Raw genomic sequence first — 18,641 nt, forward strand, 5'->3', positions numbered from 1 at the left:
GGGAAGTGAGAGGTAAAGTTTGGTCGCTTTATCCTTCAACAAACCTGGATGGCTTCATAGTTTTATAATCGCAACTTGAGTTACTTAGTAGCACTTGCTTTCTTCACCACCAATTGCACCTCTACGGCCCCTGCCTTCGGCAAGCGTGGCTACACCGAGAACGGCAAAGCCTCTTATTATTCTGATAAACTAAAGGGAAACAAAATGGCCAATGGCCAGCGCTACCGGCCTGGCAAGCGCACGGCAGCCCACAAGAAATTACCCTTCGGTACCAAGGTTAGGGTCACTAACCCCAGAAACGGCAGGTCTGTCAAAGTCCTCATCACCGACCGCGGCCCTTTCACCCCCGGCCGCATCATAGACCTCTCCAAATCGGCGGCCCGCAAGTTAGACATGGTGAAAAGCGGGGTGGTGCCGGTGCAGATGAAGGTCTTGAAGGAAGGGAAGAGGTAAGTCTGTTTATCTTGATGGCTCTTTGTTTGTTCACGCCTTTTGCTGTTCCCTTGGCTTGGCTGCTTAGAGCTTGGATTTTAGTTTGTGCATGCCTTCCGGTGTTCCCTTGGCTTATCAGTTCGTTGCGTGAGTGCAAGTGCTGTATTGTTTCATCTTTGGCGGTAAGCGCTCACGGCCGCGGGGCCCCGTCTTCCCCTCTCGCACTGCCCTTTCGGCCTGAGAAGATATTCGCTCTTAGTTTTGCCTGTCCAGGGCCAAAAGCGAGGCGCGCTCAGGGAAGACTGGAACTGGGGAAAGTAGCAAAGAGTATTGGCTTAACGTTACCTCTAGTATTTACCCCTCCATAGCAGATACTCCCCCTTTGAAGGGGGCGAAGGGGGATGTTTACACCTGCCGATCACACGTATTGCTGACCGCCTGCTCCCAAGACCTCGTAGTGTCTACGCCCATGGCCGATAAATCACAAAGATCTACTGGCGGGATTTGATCCAGTCGTAAATCTCTTCCACGTCTGGTTTGCGGCAGAGTTCGGAGCCGGGGGTCATGGTGGTGGCGGTGCCGGTGGCCACGCCGTAGCGAACCACATCGGGCCAAGACCAGCCTTGGGTTAGTTTTAAGACCATGCCCCCTACCATGCTGTCGCCGGCGCCTACGGCACTCTCTGGTTTGACGGTGGGCGGCGTGACATAGTCAAAGCCGTCTTTGGTAGCCAGCATGGCACCACGGGGGCCCAGCGAGACTACCAGTATCTGGCTTTTCTCTTCCTGTAACACCTGGGTGGCCAGCTCTTCCTGTTCTTTGGCGGTGATTCTCTCTTTCCCGGCCAGGGCAGCCAGTTCGTTCAGGTTGGGTTTGAGCAGGTAAATGCCTTTTCCGGCGGCTTTCATGAGGCCTGCGCCGGAGGTGTCCACTACTAGCTTAAAGCCTTTCCGTAGCGCTATTTCGGCAATCTGGGCGTAGAAATCATCGGGGACACCCGGGCAGAGGCTGCCGCTGGCTACCACAAACTCGGGGGTTTCTTCCAGATCTTCCAACGCCTGTAGAATCTGCCGCCACTCCGGTTCAGAGATGTGGGGGCCCGGCATCCCGAAGCGGTATTGGTCGCCGGTGGCATTCTCAAACACCATCAGGTTTTCGCGAGTCCAGTTCTGGCACCTGAATTCCCGGTAACTTACGCCTTCGGCCCGCAATAGATGCCCGAGGCGTTCGCCCGCCCCGCCCCCCGACAGGTACCACGCGCAGGACTCGCCTCCCAGTTTTTTGATGGCCCTGGAAACGTTGATGCCGCCGCCGCCCGGTTCAAAGGTGGGTGCTTCGCAGCGCAGTTTCTTTTCTGGGGCCAGTTTCTGTACCCGGGTACTTTTGTCTAAAGCAGGATTGATGGTAATGGTGATGATTTTCATAGTAGGTCAATCAAGGGTGCTATTCTGAAAGGTAGGTTTCTCAGAAGGTATAAACGGGAAAGTCTGTTTTACGGCTACTTTTAAAGAAACAGGCCTAAAACAGACCGTTATGGAAAGCCATGGCCTGTCTCTTCAAAGAAAAGCCAGAAAGTTTGCGCCGTTCAAGCGTTCCCCGGCCGGGTGAAGTTTCTACTCAAAACAGCCAATCTTCAGATTGGCGTCACAGTTCTGCCGATGTAAACGGCATGACGAAGCCTTAGAAGGCGTTGCTTTTAGGTGAGTCTTTCCTGTTTTAGGGCTGTTTTCCTAAAGATAGCCCTAAAACAGAAGGCATTAAGCCAGTTTCACCTCCACGCCGTCTACCCACACGTGCTGCAACTGCAATTCCTGATCCAACACCACCAGATTGGCCGCGGCCCTAGAGATCAGTTGCCCTACTTTGTGTTCCAGTTTCAGAACCTGTGCCGGATACAGAGTAGCCATCCTGATGGCTTCGTCCAACGGCAGGCCTACCATGTGCACGGTATTCTGCACGGCCTGCAACATGGTCAACGCTGAACCAGCCAAACGGCCATCTTCCGTTTCGCAGCGGCCGTTGCGGTAATAGGCTTTGAAATTCCCGAAGTCGGTGAACGGAATGTCTGAGCCTACGCAGGCGGCGCAGTCAGAGACAAGCAGAAGTTTCTCGCCCAGCATCTTTTTGGCCAGGCGCACGGCGTACGGGTGGCAGTGCTCGCCGTCTACAATAATGCCCGTCCAGGCTTGGCCGTAATCCAGGGTTGCCGCCGCCAGGCCGGGCTGTTTGGTATCCAGGCCGCTCATGGCGTTGTAGAGGTGGGTGACGGCGGTTACCCCATTCTGGAAGAAGTGCAGGGCTTGGTCATACGTAGCCAAACTGTGCCCCGCCGAGAGCACGATGCCGCTCTCTACCAACCGTTGCAGCACGCTTTCCTCCACGCATTCCGGGGCCAGGGTTAGGTACGTGATCACATCCTTTCCGGCTTCCAGCAAGACATCCAGTTCTTCGTGCGTGGCCGTCCGGATGCAGGCGGGGTCATGGGCACCGGCTTTGCCGGGGTTGAAGTACGGCCCTTCCAGGTGCATGCCCAGAAAAACGCTGGGTTGCTGTTGCATGGCTTCCCGCACGGCCGAGATGGTTTCCAGTATCTTTTCCTGAAACGCCGAGATAACCGTAGGCAGAAAACTGGTGGTGCCAAACTGCAGGTGCGCGTCTCTAATGGTGTTCAGGCTCTCCAGCGTAGGGTATTGGGTAAAGTACACGCCCCCGCCGCCGTTCACCTGCAAGTCCACGAAACCGGGGCAGATGATGCCGCCTTTCACATCCAGTACGGGAACATCCGCAGGAATTTCATCGGCTTGGATGATGTCCAGAATTTGATCGTCTTCGATTAGAACCGCGTAGCCTTGGGCGGTGGTATAGCCAGAGTAGATGGTGCCGTTGGTAAGAGCAAAGCGCATGCGGGAGTTTTTTTTGTTTCGGGGCTAATTTGGGAAAAAGGGCCCAGAAACAAATGATTCACTTTTCTCTTTTCCGCCTCTTTTTCCAAAAATCGGTCTAAAACGGAGGGGTTCTTTTGCAGAATGCGGGGGCAACCACCAGGGGTGCCCCTACTTGATCCAAGCGAGGAATCATAACAGGGCGACGACCTGGTTTTGAGCCTATTTTCCGAAAATCAGGCCTAAAACGGGCTTACTTCTTTTGGCGGAAGTAGATGTTGTTGCTGATGGTTTCCAATTTGATGCTGGGGCCGCCGTTGTGCACGTTGCCTTTAAGTTGGTAACCCACTATGGGAGCTGCTTTCTGCTTTTCAGGGAGGTCAATGGCTACGTCTGAGTACACTTCGCCGGTGATGGTTTTGAGGGCCACAGTGGCGCCGTTCTGGTTTGACCAGTCCATGTCCACAAAGCCGCTGATGGATTTGGCGTTCACGGTGCCGCCGAAGCCGCGCAGTTCAATGTTTCCGTTAATGGTCTCCAGGGTAAGGTTTGCATGGCGGGGCAGGAAGATTTCATAGTTAATCTGGACGCAGGCGCCGTTGCTGGCTTTGCCTTTGGTGTAGTTCACGAAGTTCCGGCTGTAGCCCTCTGGGCAGTCTCCTGCTGTTGGAGAGCTGTTTTTGATGAGCTCTTCGTTCAGGCCGGCGGTGACGTTCAGTTGGTCTTGGCTTGCGTCAAAGGTGAGTTGAAAGGCTTCGTTCAGTTTACCGCCATTGATTTCATAGGTTACTTTCACGTAGGCTTCCTTTTTGTCCCAGGCAGTTACCTTTACATCGTTCCCGAACGTCAGTTTCAGGTTTACGTTGTTGGAGGCGGGCACGGCCAAGGTTTTCTCCACGGTTTTTCTCTGGGCGTGGAGGTTCCCTATGCCCCACAGGAGCAGGGCCATTGTCAATAGCTTTTTCATAAGAGAGAATGTATTTAGGTGAGGGTGGGCTTACTTTTTCTTCCGGATAAAGATGTCACTGGTAATGGACTGCACACTTATCTCCACGCCGCCACCGTTGACTTTGCCGGCAATGTCGCCGCCGCCGCCCACCAACGCCAATCCTTCGTCGTCGTTTTTGCTGCGCTGCATCTCCAGGTCAAAATCGGTGTAGATCTCGCCTTGCAGGGACTTAAGCTTGAAATTGGCTTTGTCTTTGGCGGGTAGGGTGATGTCAATGTCACCGCTCACGGTAGAAATAGCACTGGGCTTGCTCTGGTCTAGCGATGAAAAAACCACCTTGATGGAGCCGTTGGTGTTGTTGGCCACTACCGGCCCAGACACATTGGTTAAGGTTGCCTCTGAATTGTTCAGCTTCAATTCAACCTCGCCGTCTACATCAGAGATAGAGAGGTCGCCTCCTTCCCAGTTGGTTTCTTTGTACACCACCGCGGCATTTCTGGGGATTCTGATGAGGTACTCTCCGCTGGCCCGTGAAGCTTTGGCAATAGTGAGGGTGTTGTTGTTTTTGGTGACCGACAAGCCCAGATTGGTATTATCCTCCACCTGGTTGTAGAGTGGTTTCAGCCCTTCGGCCCGCTTGGGAGGAGCAATGTAATCCCTGGTTTCAATGATTACCTCGTCGCCGGTGTGCCCTACAATCTTCACGTTGCTGTTGAACATGGAAAGCTGCACCCGTTTGTCTTTGCCGTTGCCCAGTTTCACCTTGTAGGTGCGTGGGGCATCTTGTCGCCCGCTTTGAGAAGAGGCCGGAGCAGACGGTTTATGGGTGGCGGTTGCTTTTTCTGAGACAAGGCAGGCCATGGCAAGCATGAGAATGGCCCATGCCAGTACAAATGGTTTTTTCATAAAAGTAGACGTATATGCGTGGTTAGATAAGGGTTCCAAGGCCCTCTTGTGCTTTGTATTTTACAATAGGTAAAAGGTCTTCTTTGTGCATCAGCATCTCTAGCTGCGGTACGGCGGTTGCCTCTTTCAGCTTGACCACCATCTCAATGAGAGTGAGTTGCATGAGCGGTTCGGTCTGGGTGCCCAAGGCATGGATGAACGCTTTCCGGACTTCTTTGTGGTCTCTGAACTGGTAGAGTGCCTCGCAGGCGGCCAGACGCACGTTCAGGTTGCCGTCCTGGTTCATGGTTTTCACCAGCAGTTTGATCACCCTCTTGCTTTCCTGCGGCGTAAGCCCCTCCGTTTTGATTCCTTGTTTCACCAACTGTAACCGGTCACTCGCCGATGAACTTCTGACAGAAGAACCAGCCACCAGTACTTGTCTTGCCGGTTGTTTTCTGGAAGGAGTAAAGGCTTCTTCTTTAGGTTCTTGGTTTACGGTTTCAGGAGTGGTATTCACCGGGCGCTCTACCGGGGCAAAGGGTTCTGGTTTGACTTCCGGGACTTTCGGTTGCAGGGTGACTACCTGAGCATTGTTGGCAGCTACGTTTGCAGTCTGCTTAAAGTAATTCCCGGCCCAGAACGCCACTACCAGTAAACTGATGCTGGCGGCTATCTGCCACGAGTACGTCTTGAAGAAGTTGGTGTTCTTCGGCTTTGAGGCAACGCCACCGGCAGACATTGCCGGATTTTCTATCTTCTCAAACAGCCAGTCATCTGCTAAGAACTTATCTAGTTGCACGTCTTGCTCCTGGGTGTAGAACTGAAACTGTACGGCGTAGGCCTTCAGGTTTTCTGGCAACAATCTGGTCTGCCCGAAGAAGTCCTTCAGTTGGTCTTCCTCTTCTAAAGAGGTGTCGCCGCTGTAGTATTTCTCCAGTAAGGTTTCTATCTGTTCAAAGGGCATAGTTTTCCATTTTTAAAAGTCCGTCGCGCACACTTTTGCGGGCCCTGCTCAGCGCCACCCTAATGGCATTGACGTTGATTCCCGTTATTTGCTCAATCTCTTCGTAGGCGTAACCTTCCACATCGCGCAGGTGCAAAATCAGCCGCTGCTGCTCAGGTAAGAGTTTCAGGAGTTCCTGCACCTTGCTCACCTGGTCGGCGAGTTCGTAGCGCTGGTACGGGTTCGCCTCCAGCGAGTCCAGTTCCATGCCTACCACATCTACCATGTACTTGTGCTTTCGGCTTTTGAGCTTGTCCAGGCACAGGTTTTTGGTGATGCTCATGGCAAACGCCTCAATGCTGGCGTAGGCGTGGAGTTTGTGTTTATTGGCCCAGAGTTTCAGGAAAACGTCCTGCAAGATATCCTCGGCCTCCTCCTTGTTCTGCAACAGGAACAGCGCCATTCTGTACAGCTTCTGCTTGGCCGGGAGTACCCTGGTTTTAAACTCTTGTAAGTCCATTCAATAACAGAGACGACTGAGGGAGGAAGTCATTACAGCATTTTTTGAAAATAGTCCTGAGTTCTGAGTCTTGAGTCCTGAGTTAAGCAAAGAGAGGCTGTTTTGGGGGTGATTTCTGGAAAGCAGGGCAAAAACGTTAAAAGTAACTGAGATGGAATCAATTTGGGAAAATGACTCAGGACTATAGACTCAGAACTCAGGACTTTTCGTGAGACTTTTTGCAGGACTATTCTATAGACGAAACGCCTGTTGGTTTCTGGGTAAAATAGAAATAATAGGCTTAAAACGCAGTAATCCTGCTATAACGGAGCAGCTTGACAGGAGGGCAATTCTAAAAACTGTGGTTTTCCCATTCATAAGAACAGCCTTCTTCCGAAGTAATCTCACCTGTTTCCCGCTGTTTTTCACCAAAACAAGCCTAAAACAGATTACACCCACAGCCGCCGCACCAGGTAGCCAGACAAGGCGCTCACCCCGCCCACAACCCCACCAATGAGCACCGTGGCTGCCATCAAAATCCAGGGAGAGTTCACGGTAAACATGGCGGCTACGCGGCTACTCAGAACCCCATTGGTGACCAGGTGCCAGAAGAGTGCCGCGCCTAACCACGTGAGGCCAATGGCTAGAAAGCCCGAGAGAAACGCCTGCCCGCCGTACCGCGCTTTCCAGAAGGCCAGCCCGAAGCAGACCAAGGCAATGCTCCACCACGGCAGAAAAAACTGGGCCAGCAGGCTAACGAGAAGAATAAGGACGAAGAGCATGGTTAATTTTTGGTTAGAGTCCAGTGTACTGAGGTGGCCCCAGGCCGGTCTGCCCCCGAACGCAGAAACAGCAGCGGGTGCAGTTTCCCGGTTTGCCAGTCATTCAGCATATTGTCAAAGAAACGGCTGCCGGGGTTACCGCTCTGCCCACCCGGGTACACGCCCCAGGCCTGCACCTGCGGCCCCATCTGCACCACCATCCGCCACGACGGGCCATGGCTGTTATTGAGGGCATTAATGGAATTGGCACTTCCGCCGGCATACAATTGCTGCCCGAAGCCCGGGAGTTGCGCCATGTGCCGGATGTGCGAGTCCCGGGCGTTGCCCCAGCGCCATTTTTCGCCTCCTTCGCCCAAACTGTCGGTTACTTCTTTGAAAGTGGCATTCACCAAGCCAGCCAACGTCTCTCTTTGCGGTGTGGTCACGTTATCATACCAGCGGGCATTAGGCTCAGCCAAAAGCATCTGCACCAAGCGGTCGCGGGCGGGTGCTTTGAATCTCTCCGGCGGAAACTCATCATTCCAGATGGCGCGGGCCAAGGTTTGCCACCATTCCTCAAAAACCGAAGGAGCCATTTTATCTGGGTCATAGCGGTAGTCCCAGGCGGCTACTAATTGATAGTGCTTTTGCTGGGCGGCGGAAAGGGAGGCCTGATCTACCAGCTTCAGCATGATAGGCAATACGTTTTTAGGGACAAAGCTGTAATTGTCCATCTGCATCCGTTGGAAGGAATCTGGGGTGGCCTGGGTCATGGCCGAGAGGCGTTGGTTGATGTGGGCACTCCGCTCATACCCGGCAAAGCTGGAACCAAGGTAATAGGGATAATCCTTCGGGCTGGCCGGGGTTTGATTGGCCGAACTCACGTAGCCCCGTTGCGGATTGAGAACCTGCGGCACCTGATTCATGGGCACCCAGCCTTGCCAGTCATGCGCGGGATTGGAGCCGTCTAGCAGGAACTTGCCTTGTCCGGGCCACTTGAGGGGAAACTGTCCGTTGGAGACAAGGGCAATGTTCTGCGTATCGGCGTACACGAAGTTGAAGGCCGGAGCCGCCCAGGTAGTCAATGCTTGCCTGAACTCTGGGTAATTTTTGGCTCTGCTGATCTGGAGAAGGGTTTTCAGTTCATTCTGCGGGTCATGGGCCGTCCAGCGCAAGGCATGGCCCGTAGGCGTGTTTCCGCTCCGGAAAGCCGTTTCATGGGGCAGGTACGCCACCGGGCCGTGGTGCGTGTACAACACCGTATCTAAGATGTGTGGCCCGCCTTTTACCTTGATTTCCTCCACCACGCGCCGCACCGGTTTCCACTGATTGTCATGCCAATACTGCTGCCGTTTCTGGTCTCTGAAGTTGATTTCGTACCAATCCAGCACATCGGCGCCTACGTTGGTGATGCCCCAGGAAATGTGCTCGTTGAACCCAATGCCAACGCCCGGCGCACCCGGAATAACCACGCCGTACGTATTGATGCCCGGCGCATGCAACTGCACCGCGTGCCAGATGGAAGGCAAACTCAAGCCCAGATGCGGGTCTGAGGCCAACAGCGGATACCCACTGGCGGTACGGGCACCAATAATCGCCCAGTTGTTACTACCCAGGTTCTCGGGTTTCTGACGCTCCAAGGTATGAAAGGCCACGCCCGCCATAAACTCCGCCGGGGCGGGCGGAATAGGAAGCGGTTCAAAGTCTGCGCGCGTACCTAGCGGCACAATAGGTTCCTCACGGAAAGGGTAATCAGGGAATAGGTCTTGGGTGATGGCGGCTCCGTATTTGCGGAGGTTATTGGTCATGCGCAGATCGTCTGAGTACCCGGTCATGTCATTGGCCAACATCTTGAGCAATAGCGCAATCTTGAGGGTGCTCCACGCCTCTGGGGCATAATGCAGCAACTTGTACTCAAACGGATAGTCCTTCGGCGAAAGCTGGGAAATGTAGGCATTCACGCCTGCGGTATAAGCCTCCATGACGGCCCGGGTCTGCGGGTCGGCCAGCATCTTCGCCAAAGACTTTTTAGCCGAGGTCACCATGCCTATCCGCCGCTGGTAGCGATCCATCTCCAGGGTACGGTCACCCAAGATTTCAGACAATCGGCCAGCGGCCGCGTGCGTCATAAACTCCATCTGCCACAACCGGTCTTTGGCCGTGAGATAGCCCTGGGCATAATAGAGGTCATGGTCATTCTGCGCGAAGATGTGCGGCACCCGCAACGAATCGAACCTTACCTGCACCGGTGCCTGCAACCCTTCCAGGGTGAGTTCCTCAGACACAATATTATCAGTGCCGCTTCGCCAGAACCCCTCATACGGGCTAAGAAATGGCCCCAGCGCCGGTACAATCCCGTACGTGCGGTTTAGGGCATAGATGATGGAAAGAGTCAGGAAAACAGCAACAATGGCTTTGATCCATTTCATAGAGGCAGCGGTGGAATCTTTGTGTAAGATAGGTGCTTCTCCAGGCAATGGCAAACAGCTGCATTGAATGAATGTGTGATTGAATGATGGAGTGATTTGGATGATGTAGGGGCAATCCCTTGTGGTTGCCCTAAAGGTTAGCGGATTGGTGCTTTCTGCCGTTGCAGGACAGGTCGCGACCTGTCCGTACTTTTTCTGGAAAATAGCATGGGGAATGGAAGAGGGCAACCACAAGGGATTGCCCCTACATTTTCAAAATGAACAGACACAAAAAAGCCGGAATTTTGACTCCGGCTTTCTGACTTCAAAAGGAAAGGCTTACTGGTTGCCTTGGCTGTTCTGGCGGCGTTGACCGCCTTGGCCTTGTCCACCGCTGTTCTGTCTCTCTAATTGTTCGGCTAAAATCTTGGCAAATTTCTCTTGCTGGGCCGGGGTTAAAATGGCGTTGATTTCTGTGGCACGTTTCTGCGCTTCGGCTTGCATGGCGGCCCGGTCAGGACGTCCGCCAGCGGCACGCATTTTTTCCATGTCCTGCACCGAGGCCATTACAATCGCTTTGATTTTGGTGCTTTGGTCTGGGGTCAAATCCAGTTGTTTCTGGTAACGCTCCAGTTGCATGGCCGCTCTTTCTTCGGCAGAAAGTCTGGCGCGACCTTGTCCTTGACCTCCCTGGGTTTGCTGGGCAAACGCCGAGGTACCGGCCAACAGAGTAATGAACAGGAAAGCGAGTTGGGTTAATTTTTGCAGGGTTTTCATACGATGGATTTGTTTAGTGGGTTTACCTATTAGAGGTGGTTTTAGGCCTTTGGTTTAACAACCGTTTAAAAAAAGAAAAACTATCTGCTAGGCAATCAGGCAAATGGAACAGTTTTTGGGAAAAATGCCTTATTTTTAAGGATGTTTTTTGGAAACAATGCCAAAAACGCGCCATACTTTACAAACGGCCCTTTATATTTTTAATGCTTTTTGAATGAAACGTAAATTTTTGAGTATCCTGTTGCTGGGTGCCAGCTTAACGGCAGCTGCGCAGAGCAACAAAATTGAGTTCACGGAGTACGACCTGCCCAATGGCCTGCACGTGATTCTGCACCAGGACAAAACCACGCCTACGGTAGCCGTGACCATGATGTACCATGTGGGTTCCAAGAACGAGAACGCCGACCGTACCGGTTTCGCGCACTTCTTTGAACATTTGATGTTTGAAGGCTCAGAAAACGTGGAGCGCGGCAAGTACATCAACATGATCCAGAGCGCGGGCGGGGCCGTGAATGCCAACACTTCTTTTGACCGCACCTACTACTACCAGATTCTGCCGTCTAACCAACTGGCTCTAGGCCTCTGGATGGAAGCTGACCGCTTGCGGGCCGCTAAAATTGACCAGCAGGGCATAGAGACGCAGCGCCAGGTAGTGAAAGAAGAGAAGAAACAGCGCATTGACAACCAACCTTACGGTTCTTTGCTGGAGAATACCTTCGCTACGGCGTACTCGGTGCATCCGTACCGCTGGGTGCCTATTGGGTCTGCGCAGTACATAGACCGGGCATCGGCCCAGGAATTCGCGCAGTTTTACAAGACGTTCTACGTGCCTAACAATGCTACTTTGACCATTGCCGGTGACCTAGACATCAACCAGACCAAACAGTGGGTAGAGCAGTATTTTGCGGCTATTCCTAAAGGAACAGCCGCCATTCCGCGGCCTACGGTGGTGGAACCCGCCCAGGTAGAGGAAGGCCGCAAAGTAGTTTTTGACAACATCCAGCTACCGGCCGTGGTGCAGGCGTACCACATTCCGGCGCAGGGTTCTGAGGATTCTTACGCCATCAATATGCTCACTACCTTGCTTTCTGGTGGGCAAAGTTCCCGCCTGAACAAAGCACTGGTAGACAAGCAGCAGAAAGCGGTGACTGCGGCTTCTATCCCGGTGTCACTGGAAGATCCGGGCCTGTTTATCAACCTGGCCATTGCCAACCAGGGCGTAGACGTGCATGACCTGGAGCGCGCCATGGATGCCGAGATTGAGCGCGTGAAAAACGAGACCATCTCTGACCAGGAGTTCCAGAAACTGCGCAACAAAATGGAGACCGACTACATCAACGGCATCTCTACCCTGGAAGGCCGCACCGAAAAACTGGCCTCTTACCACGCGCTGTACGGCAACACCAACCTCATCAACACCGAGCTGGACAAAATTCTGGCCGTGACCAAAGATGACCTCATGCGGGTAGCCAAGAAATACTTCACCAAAGAGAACCGTGCCGTGTTGCATTACCTGCCCAAGGCGGCACAAGCCAGATAAATTTGGAGATTTAAAGATTTGAAAATGTGCCGCGCCTCTTTTCTCCTCCTGCCCTTCGCGGGAGCAGGGGGAATCTTCCCGAAGCGGTTTTTAGCCTTATTTTAAGAGTTACATGAAAAAATATATTTCGATTTTCTTTTTGGCGCTGGCGGTCTCTTTGGGCACCTCGGCCCAAACCACCAAGCAAACGCCGCCGCCTGCGGGCCCGGCCCCTACCATTGAGTTGGGCAAACACGAGTTCTTCACGCTTTCCAACGGCCTGAAGGTGTACGTGGTAGAGAACCACAACTTGCCTACCGTGGCCATGAGCCTGGTGCTGGATCGTGCCCCCGTGCTGGAAGGCGAGAAAGCTGGCCTTACCAGTGCCGCCGGGTATTTGCTGCGCACCGGAACCACCACCCGCACCAAAGACCAGTTAGACGAGCAGATTGACTTCATTGGTGCCTCTCTGAACACTTCTTCTTCCGGTGTTTCGGCCTCTGGCCTAAAGAAACACTTCCCTAAACTGCTGGAACTTACCGCTGATGTGGTGTTGCGCCCCAAGTTCACCCAGGAAGAACTGGACAAGTTCAAGAAGCAGATGGCCTCTAACCTGGCCTCGTCTAAAGACGATCCGGCTACCCTGGAAGGCAACGTGCAGCAGGCGCTTCTCTATGGCAAAAACCACCCGTACGGCGAAGTGCTCACGGAGAAAACCGTGAACAACATTGCGTTGGCCGATGTGCAGACCTACTACAATGCATACTTCAGACCGAACATAGGATACCTGGCCATTGTGGGAGACATTACCCCCAAAGACGCTAAGAAGCTGGTGAAGCAGTATTTTGGCAAGTGGAAGAAAGCCGATGTGCCGCAAAACACCTATCCGGCCCCGGCTCCGTTGGCGGCCAATCAGGTTGCCATCGTGGATCGTCCTAACTCGGTGCAGTCAAATATTTCGGTGGCTTACACGGTTGACTTGAAGCCCGGCAGCCCAGATGCCATCGCGGCCAGTTTGATGAACAGCATCTTAGGCGGATCTTTCGCCCGCTTAGATGCCAACCTGCGCGAGAAACACGCCTACACCTACGGTTCCAATTCCTCGCTCTCCAGTGACCGCCTTACCGGCCGCTTCAGTGCCTTCGCCAGCGTACGGAATACGGTAACGGATAGTGCTTTCACGCAGATCATGTTTGAGATGGATCGTCTGCGCAAAGAGCCCGTACCGGCGCAGGAACTGCAGAAAGTGAAGAACATGATCATTGGTTCTTTCGCCCGCTCTCTGGAGAACCCGCTTACCGCGGCTATGTTCGCCATCAACACCGCGCGCTACAACCTGCCCAAAGATTACTACGCCAATTACCTGAAGAACGTAGCCGCCGTGACGCCCGCCGATATCCAGCGCGTGGCCCAGCAGTACCTTCAGCCCGAGAAAGCCTATCTGGTAGCCGTAGGAAACGCCCGCGAGATCACCGATAAGCTGAAACGGTTCAATGCCAGCCAACCTATTGCCTATTTCAATGCGTTCGGGGAGAAAACCGAGGCTCCTATGATGTCCCTGCCTTCTGGCGTGAACGTGCAGACAGTACTGGCCGCGTACATCAACGCCATTGGCGGAAAGGCCAACGTGGAGAAAGTGAAAGACCTCACCATTAAGCGCACCATGAACATGCCCGGCGCGCAACTGGCGGTAACCGTACTCCAAAAAGGCGTAGACAAATCTTTGCTGACCGTGAGTTATAATGAAAACCAGATTAACCGTGTGGCCATTAACGGCTCCAAAGGCACCATCATCACCCAAGGCCAGGTAAAGGAAATGTCTCCGCCTGAGCTGCAGGATCAGAAGCTGGACAATTGGCTGAGCTTCCTGAACTATGACCAACTGGGCGTGAAACTCGCCTTGAACCAGGTAGAAAAGGTAGACGGCCGCGACGCCTACAAACTGGAGCTTACGTTGCCCAGCGGCAAGAGGGCGTACCACTACTTTGACAAGGAAACCGGCCTGAAAATACGCGAAGTGGCCACCGAACAGACCTCCGTAGGTACTGCCAGCCAAACCACCGACTTCAAAGACTACCGCGAGGTGAACGGCATCAGATTCCCGCACCAGATTGACCTGCACATTGGCAGCCAGGTGATTTCCTCTACCGTGCACAGCGTGGAGATCAACAAGAACCTGAAAGACGATGTCTTCAAACTGAAATAGATGTTCTTCCTTTTTTGTACCGTCCCCGTTTCCGGGCTCTTTTTCAGAAAAGAGCCCGGAAACGGGGACGGCCTTTTTAGGTCATTGCCGACGTGGAAAGTGCTTTTGTTTTTAGCCTGTTTTAGGAAAAACAGGCAAGAAACAGCCAATGGCACAGACACTCGCAGATTCTCCGGGTGCCCTAAGGTCTTTTAAGGGAGCGCAGGTGCGAAGCAACGAAAACGGGAAAGCAGATGAACTCTTATGCAGGAAAACGTTGGAAAGGGTTTTACTTCTGTGTCCTGAGTCTGGCTACTCGCCGCATCCCAAGTCACGAGACTAAAGCCGCGCGCCAGTAAACGCTTGACTGCCCTATCACTTGCCCCACAGCCCTCGCAGCGTCTTCCATACCTGCGGGGGCTGTGCCAATACCCATTCACTCACAACCGCTGTTTTAAACCTCTTTTCTGAAAATCACGGCCTAAACGCACCACTCCACCATAAACTCAGAACTCTGGACTCAAGACTCAGCACTACCTTCTATTGCCTGGCCCGGCTCATCAAGAAAGCCCGCAGTGCTTTGTCCAAAGGCTCATGCAGGTGGAACCGTTCGTAATGGATCTGCTTTTTGCGGGTGTCGGTTTCCAACGTACGGAGCCATTCCTGCAAGCGGGCAAGATACTCCGTTCGGTGGGTTTCAGAACTGACTTGAATGACCTGGCCGGTCTCCAGGTCTTGAAAGGAAACCTGGCCTTGGTAAGTGAACTCCAATTCGTTCTTCCCCATGAGGTGAAACAAGAGCGTATCTTTCTCGCGGGCGCCAATCTTGCGCAGCGCCTCGGTAATCTCTGAGGTCTGCTCGTACATATCCGTCACCAGCACCGTCACCTCTTTTTGCCGTTTTTTTGCGAAAACAGGCGCTAAACGATCAGCGGCCGGGAAATGGCCATTGGGTTTTACGTGCTCTAACTGATGGAAGAACCGCTGCAGGTGCTGGCTACCCTGCTGCGGCGCGAGCTGCACCACTTGATTCTCTTGTAGCAAGAACAGTCCCACGGCATCGCCCTGCTGCGTGGCTAAATAAGCTAAGGTCGCTACCAGATAGCGGGCATAGTCCAGCTTGGTCAGGTTCCCGTCTAGATGGCCCATGGAACCGCTGGCATCCACCACAAACCGCACGGCCACGCTGCTGTCCACCTCAGACTCCCGGATGTAGTACCGGTCTGACCGCGCGAACATCTTCCAGTCCAGTTGCCGCAAGTCATCACCGGGCTGATAACTGCGGTACTGCGCAAACTCAATCCCCGCGCCCCGCCTTATGCTTTGGTTCTGCCCCAACAGAAACCCATCCACCACCGCCTTCGCAATCAAGCGCAGGTCTTTGATAGCGGCAAACGTTTGTGGGTTTAAGAGACGGTGGGGCATTTCTTTTGATTCTTTGTTGATAAAATAGGTACTTCTTCGTCCCCCTTTGAAGGGGGTAGGGGGATGATTACTCGTGCTGATAATGGCGTTCCCGAGAATCAATTTTGCTTGCTGAATTTTGTAGCTGACCGCTCTTCAACTGCCTTGGTCATCTCCCTACCCCCTTCAAAGGGGGAAAAAATGCGTGCATCAAAACTAGGTTGGGGGGTTTGGTTTCCTTTCTGCTATCCAACTCTCCAAGGTTCGCTGCACGTTGCGATTTATTGATGATGAAGTCATGCATGACTTCATCATCAATAAATCGCAACGTGGTGAAGCCTAGTTCAGACAGTGCTTTGTCTCTTTCGGCATCTTCTTCCAATTTAAATTTATGCGAATAGCCGTCTACTTCAACAATCAACTTCAACTCCTTGCAAAGGAAATCGGCAATGCAGTTTCCAACTGGCCGCTGTCGCAGAAAGGAGACACCCAGTTTGCCTTTGCTCAACAACTCACCCCAAAGCCTGATTTCGGCTTTAGTAGAATCTGCCCGATGCCCTTTTGCCAGCGGTTTCAGCCTTTTATTATAGTGGTGATTGTCTGGCATGACAAGAATAGATTTCCATCTACCGCCACCCTTCCCTCGGCAGTTCCACTCCTTTCAGCAGTTCCTCCACCACTTTGTCGGTGGTAATGTTATCCGCCTCGGCGGAGAAGTTCACGAGAATTCGGTGCCGAAGCACCGGATAGGCCATGGTCTGCAAGTCTGGCAAGGTCACCGCGAAACGGCCTTGCAGCAGCGCACGGGCTTTGGCGGTGAGAATAAGTGCCTGCCCGGCCCGCGGCCCAGCTCCCCAGCGCACAAACTCCTGCACAAACGGCACCGGGCTCTCTGCCGGACGGGTGGCACGCACCACACGGGCCACGAAGGCCACCAACTCATCTGAAACAGTTACTTCGCGCACCAGACTTTGCAAGGCCAGAACCTCGGCACCGGACAATATAGGCTGCACGGTTTCACGCTTGCCGCCGGTGGTGTTTTTTAAGACGGAGATTTCCTCCAGTTCCGTAGGGTACTTGATTTTGATGTAGAGCAGGAAACGGTCTAACTGGGCCTCTGGCAAGGGATAGGTGCCGCTCTGCTCAATGGGGTTCTGTGTAGCAAGCAAGAAGAACGGGCGCGGCAGCGGGTAGGTTTTACCGGCGTAGGTTACCTCAAATTCCTGCATGGCCTCCAGCAACGCCGCCTGCGTTTTAGGCGGTGTCCGGTTAATCTCATCCGCCAAGACAATGCTGGCGAAGATGGGGCCTTCATTGAACTGGAAAAAGCGCTTGCCCGTGGTGTGGTCTTCCTCCAGCACTTCGGTACCCAGAATATCGGTGGGCATGAGGTCTGGGGTGAACTGGATGCGGCGGAACGGCAAGTCTACCGCACTGGCCAGGGTGCGCACCAACAGCGTTTTTGCCAGGCCTGGCACGCCTTCCAACAGTCCGTGTCCACCGGCTAGCAGCGTGATAAGCACCTCATCCAGTACTTCCTGCTGGCCTACAATGATTTTACTTATTTCCTGCCGAAGCGCGGGCAGCTTTGCTAACAGTTGGGTTACTTCTTGTGCAGTCACGGGGTGCGGAAGCTATGATTTTGGGTATTAAGTAAGCGATTGTTGGTGAATAATCTTTGCGTTTTAGGCCTGTTTCTCTAAAAACAGGCCTAAAACGCAAAGGCGGCTAATCTCTTACCTTTTCATTATGGCACGGAAGTTACGCCGTGCCTTCGCTTACAATTAGCAGTTTGGCATGGATTAACTTTAGCGTCATGCTGGCAATTTCCGTTTTGAGCCTGTTTTTAGAGAAACAGGCTCAAAACGGCATCAGCTGGTGAGCGCGTACATTAGGATATTCACCCCGAATTTGGTGTTATCCTCGGCGAGCCAACGCTTGTTCCTAAAGTCATAGTCCCACTCGCAGCCGTAGTCTTTGTTGCTGTACAAAACCGCAATGCGGCCGTTCACCTCGTAGGCTTTGAGGTAGTCATGCACCAGGTCATCGCCCCAACCATTCAACTCGAAGGAGGTGGTAGGCGGGCCTTCCTCAAACTTGAAAAAGGAACGGTACAGCGCATGGCTGTTCGGGATTTTACGCAAGGCCTTCGGGCCAAAACAGACGCGCATCTGCTCTTCAAACGACCGCGCGAAAAGCCCGTCAATGTCATGGTTGCAGTCATCCACGAACACGAAGCCGCCGTTCTGCACGTAGCGCTCAAAGTTGACCCGTTCCTTGGCATTGAATTGCACCAGTTTGTGGCCGCTCAGGTAGCAGAACGGGTGCCTGAACAACTCCGCACTTTCCAGAGAGATGACTTTCTCCTGTTCTACCACGGGCACGGTGGTGTACTCCACCAAGGAATGCAGTAGGTTAGAAGGCATCCGCTGGTCGGTGTCCCAGTTGCCGGAGCGGTATTGCAGGCGTACGAAGGTGAAAGGGGTAGGCATGGAAGGTACTACAGAAGGCCAGCCACAGATAAGTCTTCATCCAGCTCTTCCCAATGAATACCGATGCCGTTTCCTATCAAACGCCAGTTCATTCTCTGAGCCTCGGTGCCAGCTCTCAAGGCAGGAAACCATTCCAGCGGAACCCCTAACTCACGCCCGTCTGAGAGAAGAACATACATCTTGGCATCAGTAAACCAGACTTTCTGGGCTTGCGGAGATATATGCTTAACTAAAGTATTCATGCCACTTTTGCTCAAACAGAGCCTTATGTTCTAAAACTAATTTACGCAGTTCATTCAATTCCTTTGCGTTGAACTGGTACGAACTCGCCAACTCTACTGGGCTAAGCCAAAATTTTGCATGGGCTTCAGCCTTCTCTACGTGGATATGCGGTGGTTCTGATCCTTCATTGCTGAAGAAAAAGAACCTGTACCCCAGTATTCTTAAAATAGTTGGCATGCCAGATTAAAGCTGTAGAACAGTTTGAAATACAATCTCGTTT

Annotated in this window: 18 protein-coding genes; 3 read left to right on the forward strand and 15 right to left on the reverse strand. The window is 53.1% G+C overall.

The window, feature by feature from the left end; translation table 11 throughout:
- Positions 1–75 precede the first annotated feature (75 nt).
- Positions 76–453: a septal ring lytic transglycosylase RlpA family protein gene (locus HHO50_RS15685; RefSeq protein WP_181307188.1), complete on the forward strand. Its 378-nt coding sequence runs from the start codon at positions 76–78 to the stop codon at positions 451–453.
- Positions 454–923: 470 nt separating this feature from the next.
- Here the strand turns inward: HHO50_RS15685 and HHO50_RS15690 are convergent, their stop codons facing one another.
- From HHO50_RS15690 to HHO50_RS15730, 9 genes are all read right to left on the reverse strand, one after another.
- Positions 924–1,856, reverse strand: a complete 933-nt coding sequence (locus HHO50_RS15690) for a 1-phosphofructokinase family hexose kinase (protein ID WP_181307190.1) — start codon at positions 1,854–1,856, stop codon at positions 924–926.
- Positions 1,857–2,189: 333 nt separating this feature from the next.
- Complete coding sequence (gene nagA / locus HHO50_RS15695; RefSeq protein WP_181307192.1) at positions 2,190–3,335, reverse strand: N-acetylglucosamine-6-phosphate deacetylase; 1,146 nt, start codon at positions 3,333–3,335, stop codon at positions 2,190–2,192.
- Between the two features lie 232 nt (positions 3,336–3,567).
- A complete protein-coding gene (locus tag HHO50_RS15700) occupies positions 3,568–4,281 on the reverse strand; it encodes a hypothetical protein (RefSeq protein WP_181307194.1) in 714 nt (237 codons plus the stop codon).
- Positions 4,282–4,311: 30 nt separating this feature from the next.
- Positions 4,312–5,169: a DUF4097 family beta strand repeat-containing protein gene (locus HHO50_RS15705; RefSeq protein ID WP_255478773.1), complete on the reverse strand. Its 858-nt coding sequence runs from the start codon at positions 5,167–5,169 to the stop codon at positions 4,312–4,314.
- 22 nt (positions 5,170–5,191) lie between these two features.
- Positions 5,192–6,115, reverse strand: coding sequence for a HEAT repeat domain-containing protein (locus HHO50_RS15710; RefSeq protein ID WP_181307196.1), 924 nt, complete (start codon positions 6,113–6,115; stop codon positions 5,192–5,194).
- A complete protein-coding gene (locus HHO50_RS15715; protein ID WP_181307199.1) occupies positions 6,105–6,614 on the reverse strand; it encodes an RNA polymerase sigma factor in 510 nt (169 codons plus the stop codon). Before HHO50_RS15715 ends, HHO50_RS15710 begins: the two co-directional genes overlap by 11 nt.
- A 428-nt stretch (positions 6,615–7,042) precedes the next feature.
- Complete coding sequence (locus tag HHO50_RS15720; protein WP_181307201.1) at positions 7,043–7,375, reverse strand: hypothetical protein; 333 nt, start codon at positions 7,373–7,375, stop codon at positions 7,043–7,045.
- A gap of 2 nt (positions 7,376–7,377) precedes the next feature.
- Positions 7,378–9,783, reverse strand: coding sequence for a penicillin acylase family protein (locus HHO50_RS15725; protein WP_181307203.1), 2,406 nt, complete (start codon positions 9,781–9,783; stop codon positions 7,378–7,380).
- Positions 9,784–10,101: 318 nt separating this feature from the next.
- A complete protein-coding gene (locus HHO50_RS15730; protein WP_181307205.1) occupies positions 10,102–10,539 on the reverse strand; it encodes a hypothetical protein in 438 nt (145 codons plus the stop codon).
- Between the two features lie 214 nt (positions 10,540–10,753).
- Here HHO50_RS15730 and HHO50_RS15735 point away from each other — a divergent pair, with 214 nt between their 5' ends.
- Positions 10,754–12,079 carry a pitrilysin family protein gene (locus tag HHO50_RS15735; protein WP_181307207.1) on the forward strand — a complete coding sequence of 442 codons (1,326 nt, stop codon included), beginning with the start codon at positions 10,754–10,756 and terminating at the stop codon, positions 12,077–12,079.
- A gap of 112 nt (positions 12,080–12,191) precedes the next feature.
- The gene (locus HHO50_RS15740) at positions 12,192–14,264 is read left to right on the forward strand and encodes an insulinase family protein (RefSeq protein ID WP_181307209.1); all 2,073 of its coding nucleotides are present in this window, start codon (positions 12,192–12,194) and stop codon (positions 14,262–14,264) included.
- Between the two features lie 519 nt (positions 14,265–14,783).
- Here HHO50_RS15740 and HHO50_RS15745 read toward each other — a convergent pair.
- From HHO50_RS15745 to HHO50_RS15770, 6 genes are all read right to left on the reverse strand, one after another.
- Positions 14,784–15,668 carry a DUF58 domain-containing protein gene (locus tag HHO50_RS15745; RefSeq protein WP_181307211.1) on the reverse strand — a complete coding sequence of 295 codons (885 nt, stop codon included), beginning with the start codon at positions 15,666–15,668 and terminating at the stop codon, positions 14,784–14,786.
- Positions 15,669–15,816: 148 nt separating this feature from the next.
- On the reverse strand, positions 15,817–16,254 hold the full coding sequence (locus HHO50_RS15750) for an endonuclease domain-containing protein (RefSeq protein ID WP_181307213.1): 438 nt from the start codon (positions 16,252–16,254) through the stop codon (positions 15,817–15,819).
- A 19-nt stretch (positions 16,255–16,273) separates the two neighbouring features.
- Positions 16,274–17,269 (reverse strand): MoxR family ATPase, encoded by a 996-nt coding sequence (locus HHO50_RS15755; protein ID WP_181307215.1) that lies wholly within the window; start codon positions 17,267–17,269, stop codon positions 16,274–16,276.
- Between the two features lie 249 nt (positions 17,270–17,518).
- Positions 17,519–18,139 (reverse strand): DUF4159 domain-containing protein, encoded by a 621-nt coding sequence (locus HHO50_RS15760; protein WP_181307217.1) that lies wholly within the window; start codon positions 18,137–18,139, stop codon positions 17,519–17,521.
- A gap of 8 nt (positions 18,140–18,147) precedes the next feature.
- A complete protein-coding gene (locus HHO50_RS15765) occupies positions 18,148–18,381 on the reverse strand; it encodes a DUF2442 domain-containing protein (protein ID WP_181307219.1) in 234 nt (77 codons plus the stop codon).
- On the reverse strand, positions 18,365–18,598 hold the full coding sequence (locus tag HHO50_RS15770; protein WP_181307221.1) for a DUF4160 domain-containing protein: 234 nt from the start codon (positions 18,596–18,598) through the stop codon (positions 18,365–18,367). The genes HHO50_RS15765 and HHO50_RS15770 overlap by 17 nt, the downstream gene beginning before the upstream one ends.
- Between the last annotated feature and the right edge of the window lie 43 nt (positions 18,599–18,641).

Origin of the sequence: Rufibacter sp. XAAS-G3-1, assembly GCF_013623775.1 — a bacterium.
Lineage (GTDB): Bacteria > Bacteroidota > Bacteroidia > Cytophagales > Hymenobacteraceae > Nibribacter.

Bases quoted from the DNA above. Each gene is read 5' to 3' on its own strand.
- HHO50_RS15690 (WP_181307190.1), bottom strand. From the start codon at position 1,856: ATGAAAATCATCACCATTACCATCAATCCTGCTTTAGACAAAAGTACC.
- nagA (WP_181307192.1), bottom strand. From the start codon at position 3,335: ATGCGCTTTGCTCTTACCAACGGCACCATCTACTCTGGCTATACCACC.
- HHO50_RS15700 (WP_181307194.1), bottom strand. From the start codon at position 4,281: ATGAAAAAGCTATTGACAATGGCCCTGCTCCTGTGGGGCATAGGGAAC.
- HHO50_RS15705 (WP_255478773.1), bottom strand. From the start codon at position 5,169: ATGAAAAAACCATTTGTACTGGCATGGGCCATTCTCATGCTTGCCATG.
- HHO50_RS15710 (WP_181307196.1), bottom strand. From the start codon at position 6,115: ATGCCCTTTGAACAGATAGAAACCTTACTGGAGAAATACTACAGCGGC.
- HHO50_RS15715 (WP_181307199.1), bottom strand. From the start codon at position 6,614: ATGGACTTACAAGAGTTTAAAACCAGGGTACTCCCGGCCAAGCAGAAG.
- HHO50_RS15720 (WP_181307201.1), bottom strand. From the start codon at position 7,375: ATGCTCTTCGTCCTTATTCTTCTCGTTAGCCTGCTGGCCCAGTTTTTT.
- HHO50_RS15725 (WP_181307203.1), bottom strand. From the start codon at position 9,783: ATGAAATGGATCAAAGCCATTGTTGCTGTTTTCCTGACTCTTTCCATC.
- HHO50_RS15730 (WP_181307205.1), bottom strand. From the start codon at position 10,539: ATGAAAACCCTGCAAAAATTAACCCAACTCGCTTTCCTGTTCATTACT.
- HHO50_RS15735 (WP_181307207.1), top strand. From the start codon at position 10,754: ATGAAACGTAAATTTTTGAGTATCCTGTTGCTGGGTGCCAGCTTAACG.
- HHO50_RS15740 (WP_181307209.1), top strand. From the start codon at position 12,192: ATGAAAAAATATATTTCGATTTTCTTTTTGGCGCTGGCGGTCTCTTTG.
- HHO50_RS15745 (WP_181307211.1), bottom strand. From the start codon at position 15,668: ATGCCCCACCGTCTCTTAAACCCACAAACGTTTGCCGCTATCAAAGAC.
- HHO50_RS15750 (WP_181307213.1), bottom strand. From the start codon at position 16,254: ATGCCAGACAATCACCACTATAATAAAAGGCTGAAACCGCTGGCAAAA.
- HHO50_RS15760 (WP_181307217.1), bottom strand. From the start codon at position 18,139: ATGCCTACCCCTTTCACCTTCGTACGCCTGCAATACCGCTCCGGCAAC.
- HHO50_RS15765 (WP_181307219.1), bottom strand. From the start codon at position 18,381: ATGAATACTTTAGTTAAGCATATATCTCCGCAAGCCCAGAAAGTCTGG.
- HHO50_RS15770 (WP_181307221.1), bottom strand. From the start codon at position 18,598: ATGCCAACTATTTTAAGAATACTGGGGTACAGGTTCTTTTTCTTCAGC.